The organism is Schaalia cardiffensis F0333 (assembly GCF_005886435.1).
Taxonomy (GTDB): domain Bacteria; phylum Actinomycetota; class Actinomycetes; order Actinomycetales; family Actinomycetaceae; genus Pauljensenia; species Pauljensenia cardiffensis.
Genome location: NZ_CP040505.1, coordinates 1,012,187 through 1,034,470, shown reverse-complemented (window position 1 = coordinate 1,034,470; position 22,284 = coordinate 1,012,187). Strand labels below are relative to the sequence as shown.

Sequence of the window (22,284 nt, the reverse complement as noted above, 5' to 3'; positions counted from 1 at the left end):
CGAGTGCACGCTCTCCTAGCGACCCAGAGTTGCGCGAACCGTGTAGCCCGTGTCGAGATCGGAGATCTCCACGTCAACAATGCCGTTCTCGTCAACGAGGTAGCGCTCTTCGATCAGAGGCCCCTCCTCGGTCCTGAGGATCTCCTGGCGACTAAGGTCGATTCTGGGGTCCCTGAGCTCTTGAGCGAAGGGCATGAGCAGTTCACCGCAGGGTGCGACCTCGCCCCTCGGGACACCCTGAGAGTCCACGGCCCGGTATTCGACGAAACGGTAGAAGCCAATATTGTGGGCCGCCCGGTAGCGCCTCGTCAGCACCGTCGATTCTCCAGGAGTCCACCTCGCATCGGGGCCCAGGAGCGGATCGAAGGAGACAGCCTGCCCGGAGTCAACCTCACGGAAGACTCCAACGCCGCGGGAAAGGCGATCCGTCACGGAGTAGCCTGCACCCTCGTCAGCTGCAATCGCCAAACCGATCGCGGTCGAGCCACCTGATAGTGCGGAACGATGCACTCGCCTGCCGAAACGCTCCCGCAAGATCCTCGCAACCAGGGGAAGCCTGGAGGCGCCGCCGACAACGTAAAGCCCGGCAACAGACTCAGGCAGAACGCGCCCTCCATCGGGGCCGTCCACGAGCAGGGGGTCGAGGATCTTGAGAGTGTGGTCGACGAGTTGCTTCGCAGCCTCGTAGTACTCGGTGACGGGCACGCGCACGGCCTTGCCCGCAACCTCGAGAGCCACCGCCCGACTCTGAGGGGAAAGGGCCTCCTTCGCAAGGCGAGCATCCTCAATGAGGCGCATCCAGCCCTTCTCACCGAGTTCAGCGGGGCTGATATCGGCTGCTTTCGCGGCTTCTTGTGCCAAAACAAGGTCGAAGTCGTCGCCACCGAGCAGATTATCACCGCGCGAGGCAATCACTGAGTGAGCCGTTCCCTTCGCCTCAACGAGGGAAGCATCGAAGGTTCCGCCGCCAAGATCGTAGACGAGGACGGAGGTGCGCTTCGAGTTGATGGTGCCGGGGTGGCGATGCGTGTATTCAAAGCCCGCTGCAGAGGGCTCGTTGAGCATTTCTAGAACGGTCCATCCGGCGTTCTTGAAAGCCTCGAGAGTGAGGAAGCGCTGCGCGGACCATGCGTGCGCAGGAATGCCGATGACCGCTTCGAGGGGCTCATCGGGGGAGGGAAGGGGCACGGAGGAGTTCTCACGCACCATCTGCGCCACGTAATGGAGGAAGCGGGTGACGACCTCGACGATCTGGAAATCACGATTGCCGAGCCGCAGAGTCGAGGTGGGGGAAATCCCAGGGTCTGCGAGGAGGCGTTTGAAAGAGCGCAGATGCTCGGCGCCGGACAGGGCCGCCTCCTCGGCGTCGAAGCCGAAGCTCAGGTGCCCGTCCTCGTATGCGACGATCGAGGGGATGTAGTCGCGGTCATCGCCGCACAAATCCACGAAGGACACGATCGGGTAGTTGCCCCTGTCCACTTGGGCGAGGGTCGTGCGAGTAGTGCCAAAATCTACGCCAAACTTCATACCTTCAGGGTATCGCTGAGGCGAGCCTCTTCGGGCGCGCCGCTCGTGGAGGGCTGAGATTTGACAGAGAGATACGACATGAGAACCGCGGAAAGCGCCAGGCCGACGAGGCAGTAGGAGACTCCGGCTACAGCATCGAGGACGTAGTGGTTCGCGGTCGCAATGATGATCCAGATTGTCGCGAGGGGGTGGAGCGCGAGGAGGAGGCGTTGCCACCCTCGCTTGAAAACAAAAGCTCCGAGAACGATTGCAGCCCACAGGGCCCATCCCGTGTGCATGGAGGGCATCGCCCCATAGGGATTCGCCAGAGAAGCGGCCGCTTGGGAGTAGGAGGATCCGATCGCAGATTGGGTCGCCACGGCATCGACATATCCAAGGTTCGACAAGAGCCTGGGGGGTGCGAGGGGGTAGGTCCAATAGGTGATCATCGCGCCGATTGTCATGATGAAGAGGCCATTTCGTGCGAAGCGGTAACGCTCGGGGCGCAGTCTCCACATCAGGGTGAGTGAGGCGAAGGTGACGAGGAAGAAGGAAATGGAATAAAAGCTCGTTGAAAGCTGGGCGATCCATTCATGGGAGTGCAGCCAGTGGTTGAGCCCGAGTTCAATATCAATGCCGAGGGCGTCTTCGATTCGAAGGATGTCGTAGGCGTTGAGGAAGGCGCGTGTGGGTGTGACCGGAGCGATGTAACACAGCACGGAGTATGCGAGGGCGCTTGCCGCGACAAGGAGGATCTCCAATAGGCTGGAGCGCCTGGGCGCGGCCATTGCCGGGGTGACATGTTCTGGTGTGGAACTCACGCGCCTTCTTCCTTTTGATCCAGTCGATTCTTTCCGCTTTTCATCGTACGAGGGCGGGAGGGGGATGAGCATGGTGGAAGTGGCCACTTCGGCGCGAGTCGGGGTGATCCTCAATACTCTTCCGCGATTCTGACATAATGTACATTATCGGATCTATGGGGAGGGGGAGAATCCGCTAGACTGCGCATGTTCAGCTCTACGCTTGCAAGGAGTATGCCATGGCGGATCGCGCGCTTCGAGGAATGCAGATCGGTGCAAAGTCGATGGAATCCGAGGACGGAGTCGTCTTCGCGGAGCGCTACACCGTCCGCTATGAGTGCCCGAACGGCCACGAGTTCGAAGTTCCACTCTCCACCGAAGCCGCTCCGCCCGCGAACTGGGAATGCCGCTGCGGTGCCAAAGGGGAACTCATCGGTGAGGCTCCCGAAGACGAGGAGGCCAAGCCCGCAAAGCCGGTCCGTACTCATTGGGACATGCTCTGCGAGCGTCGTTCCCTTGAAGAACTCGAGGTCGTCCTCAATGAACAGCTGACGCTCTTCCGTGAGGGACGACTGCGCCCCGAGGGTCACTACCGCAAGGGCTGAGCTCTCATCCTCGCAAGGGCCTCGGGCTATTTCGCCTGGGGCCCTTCTTTATTGCGCTCCACCGACCAAGGGACACGAGCAGAAACACACCCGTCAACACCATCACAATCTGCGCGGGACGCTCACCCATGTGCGCAGCCACAGTGATGCTCGTCCTCAAAGGAACGCTCTCTGTGAGCCAGGCAGCGCTTTGAGGCTCCGTTTGCGCCTGGATCGCCCCATCAGGGCGAATCACCATCGACACTCCCGTCGTCGATGCCTGAACCGCTGAACGTGAAAACTCCATCGCCCGGAAACGCATGAGCTGCGCCTGCTGAAGTGACTCTGCAGAAGAACGGAAATGATAGTTATTCGACGGCTCAATGAGGATCTGCCCGCCCAGATTCACGCCCTCGGAAAACACCGAAGAATACCCCGCCTCGAAACAAATCCCAACAGCAAGAGGAACACTTCGCCCGTCACGCAAACGAACCCTCATCACGCCAGGTTCGCTGCCCGCAGCCATATCCACACTCACCTGCGCGGCTTCGGTCGCGAGCTTCGAAATGAGCGAGCGATACGGGATGAACTCGCCGAAAGGAACGGGTTTTTGCTTCGCATAGAGGGTGGAAGAATCAAGCCCCTCCCCCACGTTCCACACGCCCAACCAGTTCCAACGCATACCCTCGATGGTGTTCGCAAAACCGAAAAGGAGCGGCGCCTGCGCCCTCGTCGCAGATTCTTCAAGGATCTGGGCGACACGAGTCGAGGCGCGAGGGTCCCGGTCCGCCCCAGTCTCCCCCCAGATGACGAGGTCGACCTCTCCCCCGTTCTCAGCCAAGGAGAAGGTCTGAGCCGCATTATTCGAAGCGACCTTGCCCTCAATGCCGAAGGTCTGGTTTCCGGGAAGTTCAACATCTCCTTGAACCACCCCGAGTTTCACAGCACCAGCTTCTTGCGCGGTATGAAGAGGAAGGAAAGCACTTGCGCACAACACCCCGGCTCCCACGAGCAGGGCCAGCGGCCTCGTATACCAATGCTCCGCATCTGAACCGGAGCGCAAGGAGAACACCCTGCGGACCAGTACAGCGAGCACGACGACGCTAGCGGAGACCAGAACCTCGCCTCCCCAGGGAGCCAGGTGCCCCAAAGGGGAATCCACCTGCGGCATCGCAATATTTCCCCAGGGGAATCCCGACCAGGGGTAATGCGAACGGAACTGCTCAACGCCCACCCAGGTCAGGGCGTAAGCGAAAGCCTGCCCGGGCAGGGTCCTCGCCCAAACCCACACACGGCAAAGACGCGCGATCAGCGTCCAAGCGAGGATCTGGAGGATCTGCGTCGCAGCCAAAGCCACCCAGGGAAGCCACCCGCCCGTCGCAAGCGTCACCCAATGCACAAGAGGCAGCCACCAGCATGAGGCGAAAACCAGGGTGTTGAGCAGGGAACGAGAGGTGGAGGGCCCATCAACCCGCGAGAAGAACAGGGCAAGCGAGGGGATCAACGCCCACCACCAAGACAGGCTCGGAAAGCTCGCCCACACGCCCCAACCGGCAAGAGCACTGAGGAACAGATCACGGTGAAAGAGCCTCATAGGGCGGACCATGCCACCACCCCGTGGACGAGAAGATCACGAGCCTGCTTCGCTTTCGCTGAGAGCACCGGATCCTCAAGTCCGCGGATCTGGTCGAGCAGATCAATGACCTGTCGGATCCAACGGACGAAATCCCCACCTTGCATCTCATCGTCGGCGAGCGCAGTCGATAGCGAAGCGCCGTGTGCCCAGGCAAGGCAGGGGGCGAGCAGACCAGGATCGGGCTGTGGGGAAGCCTCCACGCTATGAGCTTTCTCAGCAGCATGAACCCTGTCGACAGCCTGAAGAGTCTTTCCCCAGGCCTTGAGGAGGGAGGCGGGAAGACCTGGGGGAACAAGGCTCGCCTCCTCTGAACGAGACTCGTACACGCAGGTGGACACGATCGCGGCAAGCTCGTGGGCAGTCACATCATCCCAGCAGCCGTGCGATATCGCCTCCATGACAATGAGGTCTCTTTCGCCGAAAATCATGCGGAGCTTTTGACCGCGTTCACTCACCTCATCGCCCCGAAGGAAGTCCAAATCTTCGAGGACATCACACACCCGGTCGAAGTGCTTGGCGACCGAGTTCGTGCGCCGATCAATCGACTCTTCAAGCTTCCTGAGCTCCCGATCGATTCTCGCCCACTGGTGGCCGGCGCGAGCATGCTCTTCCCTCTTGGGGCACTGATGCACCGGGTGAGCGCGCAAGGCGGCTTCGAGGCGCTCGACCTCGGCGCTGTCGAAAGGAAGCGTTTGGGATGAAAGAGCCTTGAAGTTCCCTGAACGCACCAGGTGTCTCAACTCTTCGGCGATCCTCATGCGCTCCTTGTTCCGACGCAAAGCCGAACCCCCACTGATTCTCAGGTGAGCGAGATGCTGGGCGCCGGTGGAAGCGTCACCGTGGGCAAGAGTGTGGAATCTCCCGTCCATGCCAACAACTGTTGTCGCGACCCGACCGATCGCGGTCTTCTCCTGGAATGCAATGACCGCATAGAGTCTGCGCCTCCCCTTCCCATAGGAGATGACATCGCCGGGCACGAGTCTTGCGAGGAGCTGAGAATCAGCAATCCTCTGCGTCTGATTCCTTTTCTTCGAAGCCGCCTTTTGAGCGAGGACGAGTTCGTCGCGCAAGCGGAAGTACTCTTGGGCATCGCCCTTTTCGCACACAAGGCTCTGTCCGATCGAGTCGCGCTCCCCTCTAAGGTGTTTCGCCCGAGTCGCAAGCTCAACGACTTGACCATCGGCTTGGAATTGCGCGAAAGACGTCTCGAGCACATCCCTCGTCGACTTGCGGGTCGAATGGTCGAGAAGATTCACGACCATGTTGTAGTTCGGTTTGAATGCGCTGATCAGAGGATAGGTGCGTTTCGACGCAAGGGAGGCGAGCTCTTCGGGGGCGACCGTGCCGCGATGCAAGACGACGCTGTGCCCCTCCGAGTCGATGCCCCTGCGCCCAGCCCGACCGGAAAGCTGCGTGTACTCCCCCGGTGTCAGGCGCACATGCTCCGCCCCATTCCACTTCGTCAAAGACTCAATGACAACGGACCTGGTCGGCATATTGATTCCAAGGGCCAAAGTTTCCGTCGCGTACACCATCTTGATCAAGCCGCGGGCGAAGAGCTTTTCGACGGTCTCCTTGAGCAGTGGGAGCATTCCCGCGTGGTGTGCCGCCACGCCGCGTTCGAGGGCGCTCGCCCAATGTGCAATACCGAGGACGGCGAAGTCTTCGGGCGCGATCAGCTGCGTCACTTCCTCGATCGCCTGGCGGATGAGGCGCGCCTCTTCGGCGCTGGTGAGCACAATACCCGCGCGCATGACCTGTTCGACTGCGGCCTCGCAGCCGACTCGGGAGAACACGAAGGTGATGGTCGGTAGGAGTCCTGCGCGTTCAAGGGCGATGAGGGTCGAGGGCCTCGATTCGCTCTCCGGACGAGCGGGGCCGCGAGCCTGCCAATTCCTCGCTCCCCGTCCTCCCCGCTGTAAAGCGTGGGGGCTCACTGCGGCCAGGAGTTCGGGATTCAATCGTCCTTCGGTGCTCCCTTTCCTGCCCGGTTCGTACAGGTCGTAAAGGATGCGCCCAACGATCATGTGCTGGTAGAGGGGGACGGGACGGACTTCGGAGACGACGACCTCGCATCCGCCGCGCACTTGCGCGATCCACGAGCCGAACTCCTCCGCATTCGAGACGGTCGCTGATAAGGCGATAATCGTCTTATCAGCGGGCAGGTGGATGATGACTTCCTCCCACACGGGGCCCCGGAAACGATCGGCAAGATAGTGGACCTCATCGAGAACCACCGATTCCAAGTCCGAAAGGTCACTTCCTGCGTAGATCATGTTGCGCAAAACCTCAGTCGTCATGACGAGGATCGGTGCGCCCGGGTTGATTGAGGTGTCGCCGGTGAGCAGGCCCACCTCGTCCTCGCCGTAGCGGGCGCGCAAGTCGAGGAACTTCTGATTCGACAGGGCCTTGATCGGAGTCGTGTAGAAGCAGCGTCTCCCTCGCGTCCTGGCCAGGTGGGTCGCGAATTCGCCGACGACGGTCTTGCCGGCTCCTGTGGGTGCTGCGACGAGCACTGATCGTCCAGCTTCGAGAGCGTCCATCGCCTGGATCTGGAAATCGTCGAGAGAAAAGTCGAGGCCCTCGGAGTAGGCAAAACGCTGCGAGCGTTCAACTTTCATGGCCTTCTTGAAAGCCGCCATCCTTTCGGCGGCTGATAGTTCCGGCGCCTGGGCGGGCTCATGCGAGGGGGCGTGGGCGCGTCGACGTTTCGGACTCATTGCGCATCCTTCCGGGCGTACTCGTCCCATACTTCACGGATTCTTCGGGCCCTTAGCCCCGCCTGGCGTTTGAGCTCGTCTGGGGCGCTGATCAGGACGGGTGACACATCAATGAGAAGGCTTTCAACCCAGGCGGGGTTCCACACGGGGATCGTGACCCTGCAGCCATGGGGAGTGTCCACTGGTTCTCCCTCTCCGAACTCCTCGCCCACCCAGCGTCCGCCGGGGCCGAGCTCGAGTTCGATCTTGGTCGGAGCTTCGACGGTGGTGTGTGTGCGCAGCTGGGAGCGTCCTTCTTCGGTGAGGAGGTCATCAATCCTTGAAAGCGCGAAAACCCTTTCATCCTGGGCGTCGTGACACCAGGCGTGCAGCATCCACCCGCCCGATTCGAATCTGAGTTCCCAGGGGTCGACTCGCCTGTGTGATCGGAGCCCATCGGCGCGAGTGTAGGTGAAAGACAGCGGGCGGCGAGCCGAAATCGCCTCCGCCACAGTTTCAAGACGAGTGGACAGATCAGTGTCCGGCTGGGGTGCAAGGAGCGGAAAAGCCTCTCCCACCTGCGAATCCTCTTGAGAAAAAGGGTCCTGAGTTGTCGTTTCCTCACTCGAGTTGACGAGGGCGCGAACCTGGCACGCGGTTCTCGGGATGCGGGCACGCAAATCCGGATCGAGGTTCGGGGCGAGAGCTTCAAGGCCGACAAGGATCGCCGTGACCTCACGAGCAGTCAAACGCGGGGGCAGGCTGATCCCCATATTCGAATGGACGAGGAGCTTGTCCTCAGTGGCGTAGGCATCCCAATCGATCTCGAAAGACTGTCCCGGCAATGAATCTCCGACTGAGCCGATCGCCTCAATATCGCGTTTCATCTGCTTACGGGTTCGTCCGAAATGCGCAGCCGCTTCCCCCAGGCTCACACCCGGATGCTCACCAATCCAGGCGACCAGGGAAATGAGTCGGGAAATCGTGATGGGAACAAGCTCAGGCATGACTCCCCCATTGCGCGGCACTCACAAGACGCTGATACAGCTCTTCACGAAGCTCCTCGGGTTCAAGGAGGACAATGTCTTCGCCCTCGTTCAAGATCCTTGAGATCCACTCCCCCTTTTCGCCGGGCTCTCCGATCGCCCGCTCCCACCCGTCCTCATCGCCTTCGTGCACAGACTCAAGGAAGGCTCTGACCCGTTGAGCTCCGCCGCTGCGAAGCGCCATGACGGGTGAGACCATGAGCTGACTGAAAGGATCCTCGAGGTCCTTCGGCATGGGGGCCGCGTCTTGGGCTTCGCCCAAGAACTCGACCTCGGATCTGAAGCGGGACAAGCGGAACACGCGCTCATCTTCACGATCAAGATCGCGGCCCCACAGGTACAGGGCTCGGCCCCTGATGATGAGCTTCCACGGTTCAACGGCCCTTTCGAAAGAGCCCGACTCGGAACGGTAGTCGAAGCCGATCACTTTGCGTTCCTCAATCGCTTCGACAATCTTCGCGACCGTTTCCGCGCCCTCAAGGCCAAGAGGTAAAAGCGGGGTGTCCTCTGCTTTTGCTGAGCTCGAGGCGGCGATCTTCGGTCCGATCGTGTACAGGTCCTGGCCCGCAGACTGCCAGGCTGAAACGGCGAGTTGGATCAGTGCGACATCCGTGGCATCAAGCGAAGCCTGTAAAGACTGGAAAGAAGCGGGGTCGACCCGATACGACTCCGCGCCCGCGTTCACGATCTCAAGGATCACCCCTGCTTCACGCAAAGCGGCCTTGTCGCGTTGGAACTGTGATTCAAAGGCCGCGTCCCCGAGTCCGACATAGCCCGGAAGTCTCCTGAGTTGTGTTTTCGTCCGAGGGCGTTCCGCGCCGAGAAGTTCGATGAGGAGGCCCAATACGCGCGTACTCGTCGATACTTTCCCATCCACGGGCTCAAGCCTAAGACGCGAGGAGGGGGCTGGGCCGGATCAGAGGCGGGACGCCGTCAACTCGGTGACGATAATGCCGCGCGCCCCGGCCTCGTGCAGACGATCCATCACAAGATTCACGCCCTTCGCGGGCACCATGACGCGCACGGCCCGCCACTCTGAGTTCATCAGCGGACTCACCGTCGGAGAGTCAAAACCCGGGGCGATCTCGATCGTCGCATCCAGATCACCCTCGCGGACGTTGTAGTCGACAAGCACATAGGAGCGGGCGAGTTGCACGCCTTGCAAACGCCGATCCAGGGTCGCGAGGGCGGGGTCGTCCACGCAATCCTCACGGGTGATGAGGACCGCCTCCGATTCCAAGATGGGCTCTTCGAAAACCTCGAGTCCCGCAGCCTTCAAAGTCGAACCGGTTTCCACGACATCGGCGATCAGATCAGCGACGCCCAGTCGGACGGAGGATTCGACGGCGCCATCGAGGTGCACGACCTCGGCCTCGATACCGTGTTCTGTGAGGTAGCGGCGGACCAGGTGATCGTAGGAGGCGCCCACTCTCTTGCCCGCAATGTCTGCAAGGGATGTCATCTTGCCGAGGGGGGCTGCGAAACGGAAAGTGGAGCGGGCAAAACCCAAAGCTCGGTGCTCGATCGCGCTCGTGCCCGAGTCAAGAAGCAGATCCCGGCCGGTGATGCCTGCCTGGATGGAACCGCGCCCCACGTACACGGCGATGTCTCGGGGACGCAGGAAGAAGAGTTCAACATCGTTCGTTGAATCAGTGAGCACGAGTTCACGGCCGCGGCGGCGAGTCTTGTACCCGGCCTCCGCGAGGATCGAGATCGCCGGTTCGGACAGGGACCCTTTGTTGGGGACTGCGATACGGAGCATGTTTTCCTTCAAGTCGATGAGTCAGTGGGCTTGCGGGGCGTTCACAAGAGAGATCGCTGAGAGCTGGGGCGGGGGCGCCATCTCCGGTGAAGCCCCGACCATTCGCAAGTGGCGTGAGACTCGGATCAGGCGCAAGCGCCGGTGAAGCCCGGATCAGAGATGCCGGTACACGTCCTCGAGGCTCAGCCCCTTCGCGATCATCATCACCTGAGCATGGTAGAAGAGCTGAGAAATCTCCAAAGCACAGTCATCGAGGCTTTCGTATTCGGCGGCCATCCACACTTCACCGGCCTCCTCAATGATCTTCTTCCCGATGAAATGAACGCCCTTGTCGAGTTCCTCGACTGTGCCCGACCCTTCAGGGCGGGTCTGGGCCTTCTTCGACAATTCGGCAAAAAGATCTTCAAAAGTAGTCACGCGCACACTCTAACCACAGGCGGCGGGGTCCGAGGAATTCAACCACTCCCCGGACCCCGCGCCCATTACTCGGCTCCGATCAGCCTGTTGGGCCGATCAGAACCCTAGGGTTTCAGTTGTTCGCGTACTCGTTTGTCATCACCTTCGACGCGTCAACCGGGCCTTGGAGAAGCCCTGGCACCTTCGCAAGGAAATCACCCATCCGCGCCCAAGTGTCAGCGTCTTGGACGGGGCTCACCTGATCCGAGGAGTTCTTCAGCAGCGGGATCGTCGCTTCAAGGACCGCCTTCGCAGTCGCCCGAGTGTTTGTGTCCGACAGGGACTCATCGCGCGTCGCCGTCGAATCGAGGGCCTTCTCCGGGTCGGAAACCGCGAGGGCTGCACCAGCAGAGGTCGCCTGGACGAGCGCCCTCGTCGCTTCCGGATGCGCCTGGGCCCATTCGCGAGTCGTGATCATCGCAGCTGCGACCAGGGGCGTGTCTTCCTTGAGGGGGATGGCGCGCACATCAAGGCCCGCGACCTGCATCTGGACGAGATCATTATTCGAAAAACCGAGGACCGCGTCGACGCTGCCCTGGGCGATCGCCGCCCGCTGCGTGTAGCCGATGGAGGTGAGCACGACATCCTCCGTCGTCAGGCCAGCCTCCTGGATTGCGGCGAGAGCTGCGAAATAGCTCGAGCCGTATTCACCGGGAATACCCAGGCTGCGCCCCTTGAGATCCGCCAGAGAGTGGATCGGCGAAGAGGCCGGGACGATGACGACACCCGGATGGTGCGAGTAGAAGGCGCCGACCGACACTAGGTCCATTCCCTGTGAAGCGGCGACAAGGGCCTCGTCCCCGGAGGCGATCACGAAGTTCTCTTCGCCGGACAAAAGCGCGGTGAACAGGCCCTCGTCAGAGCCGTGGTGACGGACCGTCGCATCAAGGCCTGCCTCCTTGTAGAGGCCTGCGTCCTCCGCAAGGTACACGGGTGAGAACTGGACATTCGGGATGTATGTCAAGCCGACCGTGACCGCTTCAGCGCTCGTCTTGAGCTCCGGCTCTCCAGTTGAGGATGTGGCCGCCGTTGAGCATGCGGCAAGGGAGAGGGAAGCGAGAAGGGCGAAGGCGCCGGTGAGGAAACGCTTGGGGATCATGAGACTGCTTTCATTCGGAGATCGTGTATTTGCTGGTGCACTCAAGCCGATACACGAAGATGTACACCGCCGTCGCCATGAGACACAGGAGGATGATCGCGACGAACATCCCGGCGGTATCAACATTCGACCTCGCCTGGACCAAGACCTGGCCCAGGCCCTTGCCGCCCATCACCATTTCACCGACGACTGCGCCGGTCACCGAGAGGGTGAATCCGTTGCGCAGGCCGCCAAGAATGGAGGGCGCGGCGAGTGGCAGTTCAACTCCGAACGCCATTCGCCACCCCGAGGCTCCATCAAGTTCGGCCGCCTCCAGCACTTCAATGTCGAGATGGCGAAGGCCCACGACAGTGGAAACGAGGATCGGGAAAAACACGATAAGGGCGCACAAGGCGGTGATTGACCAGAGCCCGTAGCCGATCCACAGGACCAGGAGGGGCGCTAGCGCAATCGCAGGGAGAGCTTGAGTGGCGCCGAGGAAGGGTTCGACCGCAGCCGAGACGAGTGGAGAGCGGTAGACGAGATACGCGAGCGGCAAAGCCACGCAAGCGCCGACGAGGGAGCCCGCAAGAGCCTCTAAAGCGGTAAGTGCCGCCATGCGCCACATCGACGTGTTCATCGTCATCGCAACGCCGCGGTTCCACGTATCAAGAGGCGAAGGGAGTCGCCAAGATTCGATGCCGGTGAAAGCGGTTGTGGCCCACCACGCTGCAATGAGAACGATGAACAGCACAATGGGTGCCATGATCGTCATGCGTCTCGAGGTGACTCGGCGGCGTGCCACTTCCAGCCCTTCCGGCATCCGGGTACGCGCGGCGCGAAGTACGCGCTACGCGCGTACTCATGCTCCTCCCATCCGGACTTTCACCGTCGGTATCGGAATTACACCGATTCAACCGCCCTCTATGCGAGCGGGTCGCGGACTTTCACCGCCGGTTCGGAATTACACCGACCCCGGAGCTGACTCCATCATGCCATTGAGCCCCGTCTCATGTGAAACGGGGCTCAAAAATGAACAGGATTGATTGTGAATCAGTGCTGGTGGCGGGCCGCAAGAGCTCGCAAAGCCTCGACCTCCGCGTAGGCGTCCTCGGCCTTGAACACCGCGGAGCCTGCAACGAAGTTATCCGCACCAGCTTCGGCCGCCAGTTCGATCGTCTTCCTCGACACTCCACCATCAACCTGGATCGACACTTCCAAACCTGAAGCGTTGATCGCTTCGCGAGTGCGGCGAATCTTCGGGATCATCGAGTCAATGAAGGACTGGCCTCCGAATCCGGGTTCGACCGTCATCACGAGGATCATGTCGAACTCGGAGAGGATATCCACGAAAGGCGCAATATCCGTCGCAGGTTTCAACCCCAGACCGACCTTCGAGCCGAGGCGGTGAAGTTCACGGGCCAGACGTAGGGGCGCGTGAGCGGCCTCCGCGTGGAAAGTCACCGAGGAGCATCCGGCTTCAGCGTAGGCGGGCGCCCAACGGTCCGGGTCTTCGATCATGAGGTGCGCGTCGACCGGGAGGATTCCCGACTTCACAACCGCTTCGGCCACCGGCAGGCCCCATGAGAGGTTCGGGACGAAGTGATTGTCCATGACATCAACATGAGCCACATCGGCCCCTGAGATCTTCTCGAGTTCAGCGCGCAGATTCGCAATATCGCAGTTGAGGATGGAAGGTGAAATAGTCACAGTCATGGGGGCAATGCTACAGCTCAGAGCACCATCCTGTGATTATTCTCCCACTCGCCGAAGGGCGGCGATGAACATCAGATCCGTCCCATGGCGATGCTCCCAGAGCTGCAAGCTCCTTCCCTTCGCCCCGGCCACGAGTCCCGCGCCTTCGGGAATCTCCAAAGACATGGGAACCAGGTCCTCTGCGATCGCGACAGTATCGAGCAATTCGAGCCCGCCCTCGCTAAGAAGAGCCTCAAGCTGATCGACCGTCTCCTCCTTATGCGGAGAGCAGGTGATGTAGGTCAGGACCCCGCCGGGGCGCACAAGATCACGGGCACGACGTAAAAGCTGCGCCTGGAGTATCACGAGTTCTCCAACATCCGCCTGTGACCTGCGCCACCGGGATTCAGGACGACGACGCATCGACCCCATTCCCGAGCAAGGCGCATCAACAACCACCCGGTCGAAAGACCCCAGAGCCCAAGAAGTGTTGCGCCCACCGAAGCTACGACCATCGGAAGAGACGACATCAACATTGTCGAGCCTGCGGCAGGCCCGCTCGACGAGGCGGGCGCGGTGAGGGTGGAGTTCATTGGCGACAAGATGAGCCTGACGTTGGCGAGCCAGGGCACCAAGCAACGCCGCTTTACCGCCAGGACCTGCGCAAAGATCCAGCCAGGACACGTCAGGGCCTTCGAGAGGAGCCGCAGCGGCGATCAGAGCCGACAACTGAGAACCCTCATCTTGGACCCCGGCAGCCCCACTGCGGATCGATTCGAGGGCCGCAGGATCACCCGACTCGATCAGGACCGCTCTGGAACTCACAGTGCCCATCGCGACACGCGTGTCGAGCACTTCCTCAGCCTCGTCGGCAAGCTCCTCAGCTTCAATGAGCCCGGGTCGGGCCACGAGAGTCACATGGGGCGCAATGTTATCGCCCTCGAGAAGAGCTTCGAGCTCGTCTGAGGAATACCCGTGGGCTGTGAGGGCCTGGGAGAAAGCCTCCACCATCCACGTCGGATGTGAGGTCAGTGCTCCGAGACGCTCAATGGGATCCTCAATCTGATCCAAAGCCTCTTCGATCGCGCCCTCCTCCTCACGGGTGATGGAACGAAGAACCGCATTCACCATTCGTGTCGGCCCGTCGGTCAGATTCATCCGCGCAAGATCAACGGTCGTTGAAACCGCCGCATGATCGGGTACACGCATATTGAGGAGCTGATGGGCACCGAGACGCAGGAGCACCGCGACCGGCAGGTCGAGTTCGTCAATGGGGCGCGTCAAATACCGCGCAAGAACCGCGTCGAGGCGACCTCGCCCTCGTAGAGTCCCATTGACGAGTTCCGAAGCGAAAGCGGCGTCCCTCGCATCGATCCTTTCGTGCTGTCGAGCTTGACGCAGAGCCTTCGCGAGGGCGATGTTCCCAAAAGCCCCGTCCCTTTCGACCTGCATGAGCACATCGAAGGCGATCCTCCGCGGGGCATCCGCATCACGAAGAGCACGGTATCCATCCGAGTACTTGCGGGTCCCCATCAGTCCTCCTTCACGCCCAGGCGGGTGCCCTCTTCGAGGCGTGCACCGCGAGCCCAGGCGGCAGCATCCATCCACCCCTTACCCGCCGGGGCGACCCGCCCTAAGCTGACCTGCCCCTGAGCGCAGCCGACCTCGACACTCTTCTTTGAAGCGCGGATCACGCCCGCTCCTGCCTGCCCCTGAGGATCAGGAGTCACGGGTCCGAGTTTGAGGCGCACTCCCCCGGGCAGGAGTGTCCACGCCCCAGGGTTCGGGGTGACAGCGCGGATGATGCGATCGACCTCTTGAGCGCTCTTCGTAAAATCAATGAAACCGTCATCGTGGGTCAATTGGCGGGCCCGACTCTTCGCCGGATCTTCCTCGTCTTGGGGGACGGCGCACGCCGTGCCCTCAGCGATAGAGTCAACGACCTCGAGGATCTGCCCCGCTCCGAGCTCGGACATGATCTCGAGGAGTTCGCCGGCAGTCTCACGCCCAATCGGCACGGGCAGGCGTGAAAAAACCGGCCCCGTGTCGAGCCCTTCTTCGAGTTGGAACACGCTCGACGCGGTTCTTTCATCTCCGGAAAGGATCGCCCATTGGACGGGGGCTGCTCCACGCCAACGCGGCAAATCAGAAAAGTGCAGGTTCACCCAGCCGAATCTCGGCATGTCGAGGACCGCGGGTGGGATGAGCGCACCATAGGCGACCACGACTCCCAGGTCCGCGTTCAAAGCTTCAACAGCATCCATGACCTTCGTGTCTGTGAAGCCACTCGCTTCGATCAGGGGCACTCCGGCTTCTTCGGCGACAGTGGCGACCGCGGAGGGGACGAGGCTGCGACCGCGCCCGGCCCGTGCGGGCGGACGCGTCACAACCCCAACGACCTCGTGGTGAGAGTCGAGGAGGGCTTGGAGCGTGGGGACGGCAGGGGCGGGTGTTCCCGCGAAGACTATGCGCACCAAGCCAGTGTAACGGGGAGGGGAAGGGAGCTCAGAAGAGCTCAGGGGGATTGACGCTGATGCGCAGCGGCTCGAGTTTCCTTGAAGAGCGGTGGGCTTGGAGGGAGGCAAGACTGAGGAGGACCTGTGTGCGTTCCTCACGTTCGACTCTCACCAGCGCCCGCACCGTGGGTTCCGTGTCACTTAGGGGCAGGGTGCCGATCAGCTCCCCTCCTGCGGCTTGTGCTGCGGCCGTGACATCTCGTGGTTCGCCGTCAATGGCGATAAGGGTCTTTGCGGGGAAGAAACCGAGGGCGACGCGTTCATCCAAGAGACGCTGGGCGTAGTCGGCCGGGTCGAAGCGGATCATGGCTTGCGCCATCGTGGGTTCGACTCCTCCGGCGATGAGCGCGGGAGCTCCTGCCCGGGCGAGGGAAAGGGCGTTGAACCAGCGCCTCAAGGCCTCTTCGGGGGCCCAAAGTTCCGCACGGCCCGCGATCGCGCGCGCGTCGAGAATAATGATCCCCGCGTATCCGCCTTCGGCTCTCGGTTCCGCGCCCGCAGTCGCCACGACGATCTTCTTCGAGTTCGGGATCTCTCTGGTGATCTGGTGTGTTGAAGAGGAGACGAGGACCGGGGCGCCTGGAATTGCTCGGGCGATCTCCTCGCCCGTCCGTTCTGAACCGATCCTCGCGTTCCTCAAGCGCGTTCCCGAACAGCTTCGGCAACGCCAATCATTTACGGGTTTGGAACACCATGCGCACGCCACCTGCCCATCCGCATTCATCTGCAGGGGTCCTTGGCAAGAGGGGCAACGGGCGATCGCCCGGCAGCGTTGACAAGACACGACCGCGACGTAGCCCGCGGAGGCGACGTGAACGAGGACGGGACCGTTCTCCAGGCTCTCCCTGATGGTGCGGGTCACCTGCGGTGGGATCCTGGAGGTTCCCGCGTCGCCCGCTGCGGCGGCATCAATGTCGTCGAGGACCCTGACTGTCGGACACAAGGAACGCCTGATGGGCAGATCATCCGTGAGGGAGACCGCCCAGGAGGAGGACACGAGGGACTGTGCTTTCACGGAACGCGAATAGGAAGCGAGGACGAGTGCGCACCCTTCGATAAGAACCCGGGTGATCGCCACATCAAGGGCATCGCATCTGGGGGCGCGCCGTTCCCTCAAACGATCATCCCCGTCATCCCAGATGATGATGAGCCCGAGGTCCTTCATCGGAGTCCAGGCCGTCGAACGTGTTCCCACGAGGACGCGGAGCCTGCCCGTCATGGCCTCGAGATGGCATCGGTAGCGCTGCGCCGGAGAAGAATCCGTATCCACGAGGCCGACCGGGATCGACAGCGCCTCGGAGAGGATCTGCCAGAAAGCTTCGGCTTGGGCTGCGGTCGGAGCGATGAGGAGTACGCCCTTGCCCGAGGAGGCGCAGGCCCAGACCATTTCGATGAGCCGCTGATCGCGCGTCGGTCCCAGAGCCGTCCACACGGCTCTGGGCGCATCCCCCTCACCCAATCGTCTGAGAAGGGCAGGGCCCGCCGGGTGGTCCGCCCAGGCCAGGCCACTCGGCGCACTCGGGGTGGGGGGGTGAACGGCTGGTTCTTCAAGGAAAGCCTTCTCCGTGGAGGCGTGGCGGGCCGGCACCGCCACGGAGAGGGTCTGGGAGAGGGTCGCGACATTCGCGTCACTGATCCTGCGGGCGGCGGCAAAAATTTCGGGGGTGACGAGAGGAAGCGCTGAGACGACGGCTTCGATCGGGTTGACACGATGGATCGGATGTTCTATTCGAACACTGAGGACCCAGCCGCTCATTCGCCTGCCTGCGAGTCTGACGCGAACCAGGACCCCCACTTCGACGCGATCAGCGAGCTCGTCGGGGATCTCATAGTCGAGGGGCCGGTCGAGGTGTGCGAGGTCCGCGTCGACGATGACTCCGGCGACCCGGATGGGGGCCGAGTCCTCCTCGAATCCTTCGAACGCACCCTGCATGTCCATGCTCCTATTGGAACACGCGCCATGGGCATTTGCGTGCCTGAAGGGGCCTGCCCACCAGGGTCACGACACGAGTGTGAGCGGTCACGACACGAGTGCAAGCCCGTATCGTCCGACGATCATCGCGGCCATGATGAAAAGCAGCAAGAAGGTGAAAGCCCAGTCGTAGCCCAGGGCGATGATACGGCGCAGCCCCCGGGGGGCGGGCAGTGCGCCCTCGCGGATCGAAATGCGCGTCATTGTCGCAAAAACGAAGACGGTCGTCGCAGCGGTGACAAGGCACCAGGGGCACAGCACGTGGATCACGAAGTAGGACTGGTAAAACAGCCAGCCTGCGAAAAGGATTCCACCGGCTCCAAGGAGAGTCGCACCCAGCTGGTACCACCTGGCAAAACGCGTCCCAGAAGCCAAGGCCACTGCAAGAGAAAAAATGACCGCTTCGAAAGCGATCCCCATGAACGCGTTCGGGAAGCCGAAAACCTGGGCTTGGGGGGTCTGCGCGACCGCCGAACAGGACAGGACCGAATTCACATCGCAGGCGAAGCTCGCAGCAGAATCCTTCGCGAGGTGCCAGGCTTCAACAGAAAGGACCATTGCGGACACGAAACCAAGGAGCGAGGCCACGGCCATAACGATCGCAGACCTTCGCCGCCACGACAGATCAAAGTCAGGCGTGCTCAGGGAAAGCTCGCTGGCGCTCTCATCTAAAGAGCTCATCCAATCGCTGCCTTCAGCGCATCAACCCGATCGAGAGCCTCCCAGGGGAAGAGTCCTCGTCCGAAGTGGCCGTAAGCGGAGGCCTCCTTGTAGATCGGGCGCAGCAGATCAAGATCTTCGATCATGCCAGCCGGGCGAAGATCGAACACTTCAGTGATCGCATCAGCGATTCTGTGGTCTTCAACGATTCCCGTTCCAAAAGTGTCGACGTAGAGTCCCACAGGGTGCGCGCGTCCGATCGCGTAGGCGAGCTGCAGCTCGCACCTGGAGGCGAGCCCAGCTGCCACGACATTCTTCGCGGCCCAGCGTGCAGCGTAGGCGGCAGAACGGTCGACCTTCGAGGGGTCCTTACCGGAAAAAGCGCCGCCCCCATGGCGGGCCATGCCCCCATAAGTGTCAACGATGATCTTCCTACCGGTCAGGCCCGCATCACCCGCTGGGCCGCCGATGACGAAACGTCCCGAAGGGTTGACGAGGATGGACATGTCGGCGCGGGCCAGTTCCAGTCCGCATTCGTCGAGGACGGGGGTGATCACCTTTGAGGTCACGAGATCAGTCAGGGCCCTGTTCGACAGGGCTTCGTCATGCTGGGTTGAGACGAGCACCGTGTCGATCGCAACCGGGCGCCCCTCCTCGTAAGCGAGAGTCACCTGGGTTTTGCCATCGGGGCGCAGCCCCTCAGCTTCGCCGCTGTGGCGAACCTGAGCGAGTCGTTTCGCGAGCCTGTGTGCGAGCCAGATCGGCGCGGGCATGAGGTCCGGGGTGTCATTGCAGGCGTAGCCGAACATGATGCCCTGGTCTCCAGCGCCCTGTGAATCCCTTTCGTCACGGGCACTGCCTTCACGCGCTTCGAGTGCGCGGTCCACGCCACCGGCGATGTCGGGGCTTTGCTGATCAATCGATACGGACACGCCGCACGAGGCGCCGTCGAATCCGACTCGCGAGGAGTTGTAGCCGATCGCGAGGACCTCTTCCCTGATGATCTGCGGGATCTCGACGTACGCTTCCGTCGTCACTTCACCCGCGACATGGACCAGGCCCGTCGTCGTCATCGTTTCAACGGCGACACGCGCATGAGGATCCTGGGTGAGGATCGCATCAAGGATCGAATCGGAGATCCGATCACAGACCTTGTCCGGGTGGCCCTCGGTAACGGATTCAGAAGTGAAAAGCAGGCGGTTTGAAGTCACCTGGACAGTCTAGCGAGTCGATCCCCGATCGCGCTGACAAGGGCCTGAGCAACCCTGGATTTCGAGCCCTTGGCGCTCTCAAGCATCACGCCCGCCGAGTCGAGAAGCCACACCTCATTATCGACCTCACCGAAACCCACTCCCCCGCCTACGCGGTTCACGGCGAGCAGATCCGCTCCCTTGCGCAGGGCTTTTTCGGTGCCGAGCTTCAACACGTCCTCGGGTGTTCCGGTTTCTGCGGCGAAACCGAGCACCACTTTCGGCCGGTCCTTGGACACGCACACTGAACGCAGGATGTCGGTGGTGCGAACAAGGTGAAGGATCGGCGCATCCGAAGAGTCCGGGTCCTTCTTGATCTTGTCCTCCCTGGCCACCCCGGGTTTGAAGTCCGCGATCGCAGCGGCCATGACGAGCGCGTCACAGTCTTTGAGCCTGCTCATCACGGCCTCTTCAACGTCCGAAGAGGAGTGCGCGGGGACGACTTCGATTTGAGGATCAAGTTCGGATAGCATCTCGGATTCAATATTCGAGGCGAGGAGAGTGACCTGCGCGCCCGCCGCGAAAGCCGATTTCGCGATCTCAATGCCCTGACGCCCCGAGGAGCAGTTCCCAATGAAACGCACCGGGTCAATAGGTTCTCGGGTGCCACCTGCGGTGATGAGGATGCGCGCACCCACGAGGACCTGCTTCTGTTCAGTTTTCGCAGGTGCTTCAGTTCTAGCAGGTGCTTCAGTTTTCGCAGCTGCGTCGAATTTCACAGCTGCCTCGAGGCTGTCTTTCGCCTTCCCCTGGTCCAAGAGCGCAAGGGCTTTCTCGGCGATCGCCTCAGGATCGGCGAGCCTGCCAATCCCAGAATCTCCTGAGCCGAGGGCACCCGTATCAGGGTCGAGGACGTGCACTCCCCTCTCCCTGAGGACACGAACATTGTCCTGAGTCGCTGGGTTCGTCCACATATTCGAATGCATGGCCGGGGCGATGAGGACCGGGCAGTGAGCCGCCAAGACACTCGTCGTTAAAAGATCGTCCGCAACGCCCGAGCGTAGACGAGCAATGAGGTCGGCTGTGGCAGGTGCGATGACGATGAGCTGCGCCACTCGAGCCAACTCCACATGGTCAGCTCCGGGAAGATCCGCGACTCCCGTTAAGACGGGCTGGCCACTCAGCCCCTCCCAGGTGGTGCGTCCGACGAAATCAAGGGAGCGAGGAGTCGGGACGACGTGGACATTCACGCCAGCGCGCATGAGTGCACGTACAAGAATCGCCGCCTTATAGGCGGCGATTCCAGCACCCACCCCAACGACGACCGTGGGGGCCATGATTCTCAGGCCTTCTCGTCGGCCTCGAGGGACAACAGGCCCTCGTTGATTTCGCGCAGAGCAATGGCCAGGGGCTTCTCGTCGGGAGCGGTCTCAACGACGGGGCCCACGTACTGGATCATGTTCTGCTCGAGCTGAAGATTGTACGAGTTGATCTGCCGGGCGCGACGGGCGGCGAAGATCACGAGCGCGTACTTCGAGTCGACGTGCTCAAGAAGATCGTCGATCGGCGGGGACGTGATGCCTTCGGGCTGCGCGACAATTCCGGACATTCGACTCCTCCTGGTTCTTCACGGCCAAACGGCCACGGCTCGTCAGTCTACTCCAGGCCCATAACGCGGGCCAGTTCCGCCACGGCCACATCGAGGTCGTCGTTCGTCACAGTCACATCGAACTCGGACTCCGCTGCCAGCTCAGTCTTCGCGGTTTCCAGCCTCCGCGCCCTCTCCTCTTCGTCCTCGGTGCCCCGCCCGAGCAGACGCGCAACAAGCACATCCCAACTCGGCGGTGCGAGGAAAACGAAATGGGCTTCGGGCATGGAACGACGCACCTGGCGCGCGCCATCCAAGTCGATTTCCAAAAGCACGCTCTTGCCCGCAGTGAGAGCCTCTTCAACGGGGCGGCGCAGAGTGCCATAGCGGTGAAGCCCATGGACCTTCGCCCATTCGAGCATTCCCCCGTCCTCGACAAGCTCATCGAATTGGGAGTCACTGAGGAAGTGATAGTGGACTCCGTCGATCTCTCCGGGCCGTGGTGCGCGCGTCGTCGCCGAAACCGAAACGACGAGTTCAGGATGCCGGAGCCGAAGGGCCTGGACGACAGTCCCCTTGCCAACAGCCGTCGGACCTGCGAGAACAGTGAGTCGTGGAGTCGCCATGAAACCATCCTGCCATCGCGTGGACGTTCAGCCGAATCCTTTCACCCGAACCTGTCGATGAGGGCCTGGGCTTGAACATGCCCGAGGCCGCGCACGCGGCGGGTCCTGGCGATCCCGTACTCATCCATCAGATGATCTGCGGTGGTGACTCCGACTCTCGGTAAAGACTCAAGAAGAGCGAGGACTCGCATCTTCGCGACGGCCTCGTCATTCTCAGCGAGCGCGAGAACCTGTGAGAGGCTGAGCTCCCGGTTCTTCAATTTGCCTTTGATCTCAGCGCGGCGACGCCTGGCAACGGTTGCCTTCTCAAGTGCTTCAGCACGCTGTTCGGGGGTCAGATGCGGTAGTGCCATCGCTGCCCACTCCTTCACGTGGAGGTAACCTTTCGCAAAGTGTATAGCTCAGCTCACATTCCGTGGAAGAAATGGGCAGCGCTTTGGCGAATCGTAATGAGGCTGTGCCCTAAGCGC

Annotated in this window: 21 protein-coding genes and 1 riboswitch; of the genes, 1 reads left to right on the top strand and 20 read right to left on the bottom strand. The window is 61.6% G+C overall.

Annotation, left to right across the window (positions count from 1 at the left end; genetic code table 11):
* Positions 1–15: 15 nt before the first annotated feature.
* Together FFA61_RS04230 and FFA61_RS04225 are read right to left on the bottom strand one after the other, a co-directional pair.
* Positions 16–1,527, bottom strand: coding sequence for an Hsp70 family protein (locus FFA61_RS04230; protein WP_005963686.1), 1,512 nt, complete (start codon positions 1,525–1,527; stop codon positions 16–18).
* Positions 1,524–2,327, bottom strand: a complete 804-nt coding sequence (locus FFA61_RS04225; protein WP_005963685.1) for a phosphatase PAP2 family protein — start codon at positions 2,325–2,327, stop codon at positions 1,524–1,526. Before FFA61_RS04225 ends, FFA61_RS04230 begins: the two co-directional genes overlap by 4 nt.
* A gap of 218 nt (positions 2,328–2,545) precedes the next feature.
* Between FFA61_RS04225 and FFA61_RS04220 the strand changes: the two genes are divergently transcribed.
* Complete coding sequence (locus FFA61_RS04220) at positions 2,546–2,911, top strand: RNA polymerase-binding protein RbpA (RefSeq protein ID WP_005963683.1); 366 nt, start codon at positions 2,546–2,548, stop codon at positions 2,909–2,911.
* 4 nt (positions 2,912–2,915) lie between these two features.
* On the opposite strand, the gene lnt is transcribed toward FFA61_RS04220, so the two are convergent.
* From lnt to mihF, 18 genes are all read right to left on the bottom strand, one after another.
* Positions 2,916–4,496, bottom strand: coding sequence for an apolipoprotein N-acyltransferase (gene lnt / locus FFA61_RS04215; protein WP_005963682.1), 1,581 nt, complete (start codon positions 4,494–4,496; stop codon positions 2,916–2,918).
* Entirely contained in the window at positions 4,481–7,246 is a 2,766-nt protein-coding gene (locus FFA61_RS04210; protein ID WP_005963681.1) for a DEAD/DEAH box helicase, read from the bottom strand. Before FFA61_RS04210 ends, lnt begins: the two co-directional genes overlap by 16 nt.
* Positions 7,243–8,232, bottom strand: a complete 990-nt coding sequence (locus FFA61_RS04205) for a helix-turn-helix transcriptional regulator (RefSeq protein ID WP_005963680.1) — start codon at positions 8,230–8,232, stop codon at positions 7,243–7,245. Before FFA61_RS04205 ends, FFA61_RS04210 begins: the two co-directional genes overlap by 4 nt.
* Positions 8,225–9,148, bottom strand: coding sequence for a helix-turn-helix transcriptional regulator (locus tag FFA61_RS04200; RefSeq protein ID WP_005963678.1), 924 nt, complete (start codon positions 9,146–9,148; stop codon positions 8,225–8,227). Before FFA61_RS04200 ends, FFA61_RS04205 begins: the two co-directional genes overlap by 8 nt.
* Before the next feature lie 39 nt (positions 9,149–9,187).
* The gene (hisG, locus tag FFA61_RS04195) at positions 9,188–10,033 is read right to left on the bottom strand and encodes an ATP phosphoribosyltransferase (RefSeq protein WP_005963677.1); all 846 of its coding nucleotides are present in this window, start codon (positions 10,031–10,033) and stop codon (positions 9,188–9,190) included.
* 153 nt (positions 10,034–10,186) lie between these two features.
* Entirely contained in the window at positions 10,187–10,450 is a 264-nt protein-coding gene (locus tag FFA61_RS04190; protein WP_005963674.1) for a phosphoribosyl-ATP diphosphatase, read from the bottom strand.
* A 112-nt stretch (positions 10,451–10,562) separates the two neighbouring features.
* The gene (locus FFA61_RS04185; protein WP_005963673.1) at positions 10,563–11,588 is read right to left on the bottom strand and encodes an ABC transporter substrate-binding protein; all 1,026 of its coding nucleotides are present in this window, start codon (positions 11,586–11,588) and stop codon (positions 10,563–10,565) included.
* 10 nt (positions 11,589–11,598) lie between these two features.
* Complete coding sequence (locus FFA61_RS04180) at positions 11,599–12,342, bottom strand: ABC transporter permease (RefSeq protein WP_005963672.1); 744 nt, start codon at positions 12,340–12,342, stop codon at positions 11,599–11,601.
* An 86-nt stretch (positions 12,343–12,428) separates the two neighbouring features.
* Positions 12,429–12,554: riboswitch (FMN riboswitch) on the bottom strand.
* Between the two features lie 66 nt (positions 12,555–12,620).
* Positions 12,621–13,283, bottom strand: a complete 663-nt coding sequence (rpe, locus tag FFA61_RS04175) for a ribulose-phosphate 3-epimerase (RefSeq protein WP_005963671.1) — start codon at positions 13,281–13,283, stop codon at positions 12,621–12,623.
* Between the two features lie 36 nt (positions 13,284–13,319).
* Positions 13,320–14,795, bottom strand: a complete 1,476-nt coding sequence (locus FFA61_RS04170) for a transcription antitermination factor NusB (RefSeq protein ID WP_005963670.1) — start codon at positions 14,793–14,795, stop codon at positions 13,320–13,322.
* A complete protein-coding gene (gene fmt / locus FFA61_RS04165; RefSeq protein ID WP_040314125.1) occupies positions 14,795–15,736 on the bottom strand; it encodes a methionyl-tRNA formyltransferase in 942 nt (313 codons plus the stop codon). Before fmt ends, FFA61_RS04170 begins: the two co-directional genes overlap by 1 nt.
* Before the next feature lie 31 nt (positions 15,737–15,767).
* Positions 15,768–17,717, bottom strand: coding sequence for a primosomal protein N' family DNA-binding protein (locus FFA61_RS04160; protein WP_005963667.1), 1,950 nt, complete (start codon positions 17,715–17,717; stop codon positions 15,768–15,770).
* Positions 17,718–17,798: 81 nt separating this feature from the next.
* Positions 17,799–18,431, bottom strand: a complete 633-nt coding sequence (locus tag FFA61_RS04155) for a vitamin K epoxide reductase family protein (protein WP_005963665.1) — start codon at positions 18,429–18,431, stop codon at positions 17,799–17,801.
* Positions 18,428–19,621: a methionine adenosyltransferase gene (gene metK / locus FFA61_RS04150; RefSeq protein WP_005963663.1), complete on the bottom strand. Its 1,194-nt coding sequence runs from the start codon at positions 19,619–19,621 to the stop codon at positions 18,428–18,430. The genes FFA61_RS04155 and metK overlap by 4 nt, the downstream gene beginning before the upstream one ends.
* Positions 19,618–20,937, bottom strand: a complete 1,320-nt coding sequence (locus FFA61_RS04145; RefSeq protein WP_005963661.1) for a bifunctional phosphopantothenoylcysteine decarboxylase/phosphopantothenate synthase — start codon at positions 20,935–20,937, stop codon at positions 19,618–19,620. Before FFA61_RS04145 ends, metK begins: the two co-directional genes overlap by 4 nt.
* 5 nt (positions 20,938–20,942) lie before the next feature.
* A complete protein-coding gene (gene rpoZ, locus FFA61_RS04140) occupies positions 20,943–21,209 on the bottom strand; it encodes a DNA-directed RNA polymerase subunit omega (RefSeq protein WP_005963659.1) in 267 nt (88 codons plus the stop codon).
* 47 nt (positions 21,210–21,256) lie between these two features.
* Positions 21,257–21,814 (bottom strand): guanylate kinase, encoded by a 558-nt coding sequence (gene gmk / locus FFA61_RS04135; RefSeq protein ID WP_005963657.1) that lies wholly within the window; start codon positions 21,812–21,814, stop codon positions 21,257–21,259.
* Between the two features lie 41 nt (positions 21,815–21,855).
* Entirely contained in the window at positions 21,856–22,167 is a 312-nt protein-coding gene (mihF, locus tag FFA61_RS04130) for an integration host factor, actinobacterial type (RefSeq protein WP_005963655.1), read from the bottom strand.
* Positions 22,168–22,284: the final 117 nt, after the last annotated feature.

Bases quoted from the DNA above. Each gene is read 5' to 3' on its own strand.
- mihF (WP_005963655.1), bottom strand. From the start codon at position 22,167: ATGGCACTACCGCATCTGACCCCCGAACAGCGTGCTGAAGCACTTGAG.
- FFA61_RS04220 (WP_005963683.1), top strand. From the start codon at position 2,546: ATGGCGGATCGCGCGCTTCGAGGAATGCAGATCGGTGCAAAGTCGATG.
- FFA61_RS04145 (WP_005963661.1), bottom strand. From the start codon at position 20,937: ATGGCCCCCACGGTCGTCGTTGGGGTGGGTGCTGGAATCGCCGCCTAT.
- lnt (WP_005963682.1), bottom strand. From the start codon at position 4,496: ATGGTCCGCCCTATGAGGCTCTTTCACCGTGATCTGTTCCTCAGTGCT.
- FFA61_RS04230 (WP_005963686.1), bottom strand. From the start codon at position 1,527: ATGAAGTTTGGCGTAGATTTTGGCACTACTCGCACGACCCTCGCCCAA.
- FFA61_RS04185 (WP_005963673.1), bottom strand. From the start codon at position 11,588: ATGATCCCCAAGCGTTTCCTCACCGGCGCCTTCGCCCTTCTCGCTTCC.
- FFA61_RS04155 (WP_005963665.1), bottom strand. From the start codon at position 18,431: ATGAGCTCTTTAGATGAGAGCGCCAGCGAGCTTTCCCTGAGCACGCCT.
- hisG (WP_005963677.1), bottom strand. From the start codon at position 10,033: ATGCTCCGTATCGCAGTCCCCAACAAAGGGTCCCTGTCCGAACCGGCG.
- gmk (WP_005963657.1), bottom strand. From the start codon at position 21,814: ATGGCGACTCCACGACTCACTGTTCTCGCAGGTCCGACGGCTGTTGGC.
- FFA61_RS04170 (WP_005963670.1), bottom strand. From the start codon at position 14,795: ATGGGGACCCGCAAGTACTCGGATGGATACCGTGCTCTTCGTGATGCG.
- FFA61_RS04160 (WP_005963667.1), bottom strand. From the start codon at position 17,717: ATGGACATGCAGGGTGCGTTCGAAGGATTCGAGGAGGACTCGGCCCCC.
- FFA61_RS04205 (WP_005963680.1), bottom strand. From the start codon at position 8,232: ATGCCTGAGCTTGTTCCCATCACGATTTCCCGACTCATTTCCCTGGTC.
- rpe (WP_005963671.1), bottom strand. From the start codon at position 13,283: ATGACTGTGACTATTTCACCTTCCATCCTCAACTGCGATATTGCGAAT.
- FFA61_RS04210 (WP_005963681.1), bottom strand. From the start codon at position 7,246: ATGAGTCCGAAACGTCGACGCGCCCACGCCCCCTCGCATGAGCCCGCC.
- rpoZ (WP_005963659.1), bottom strand. From the start codon at position 21,209: ATGTCCGGAATTGTCGCGCAGCCCGAAGGCATCACGTCCCCGCCGATC.
- FFA61_RS04180 (WP_005963672.1), bottom strand. From the start codon at position 12,342: ATGACGATCATGGCACCCATTGTGCTGTTCATCGTTCTCATTGCAGCG.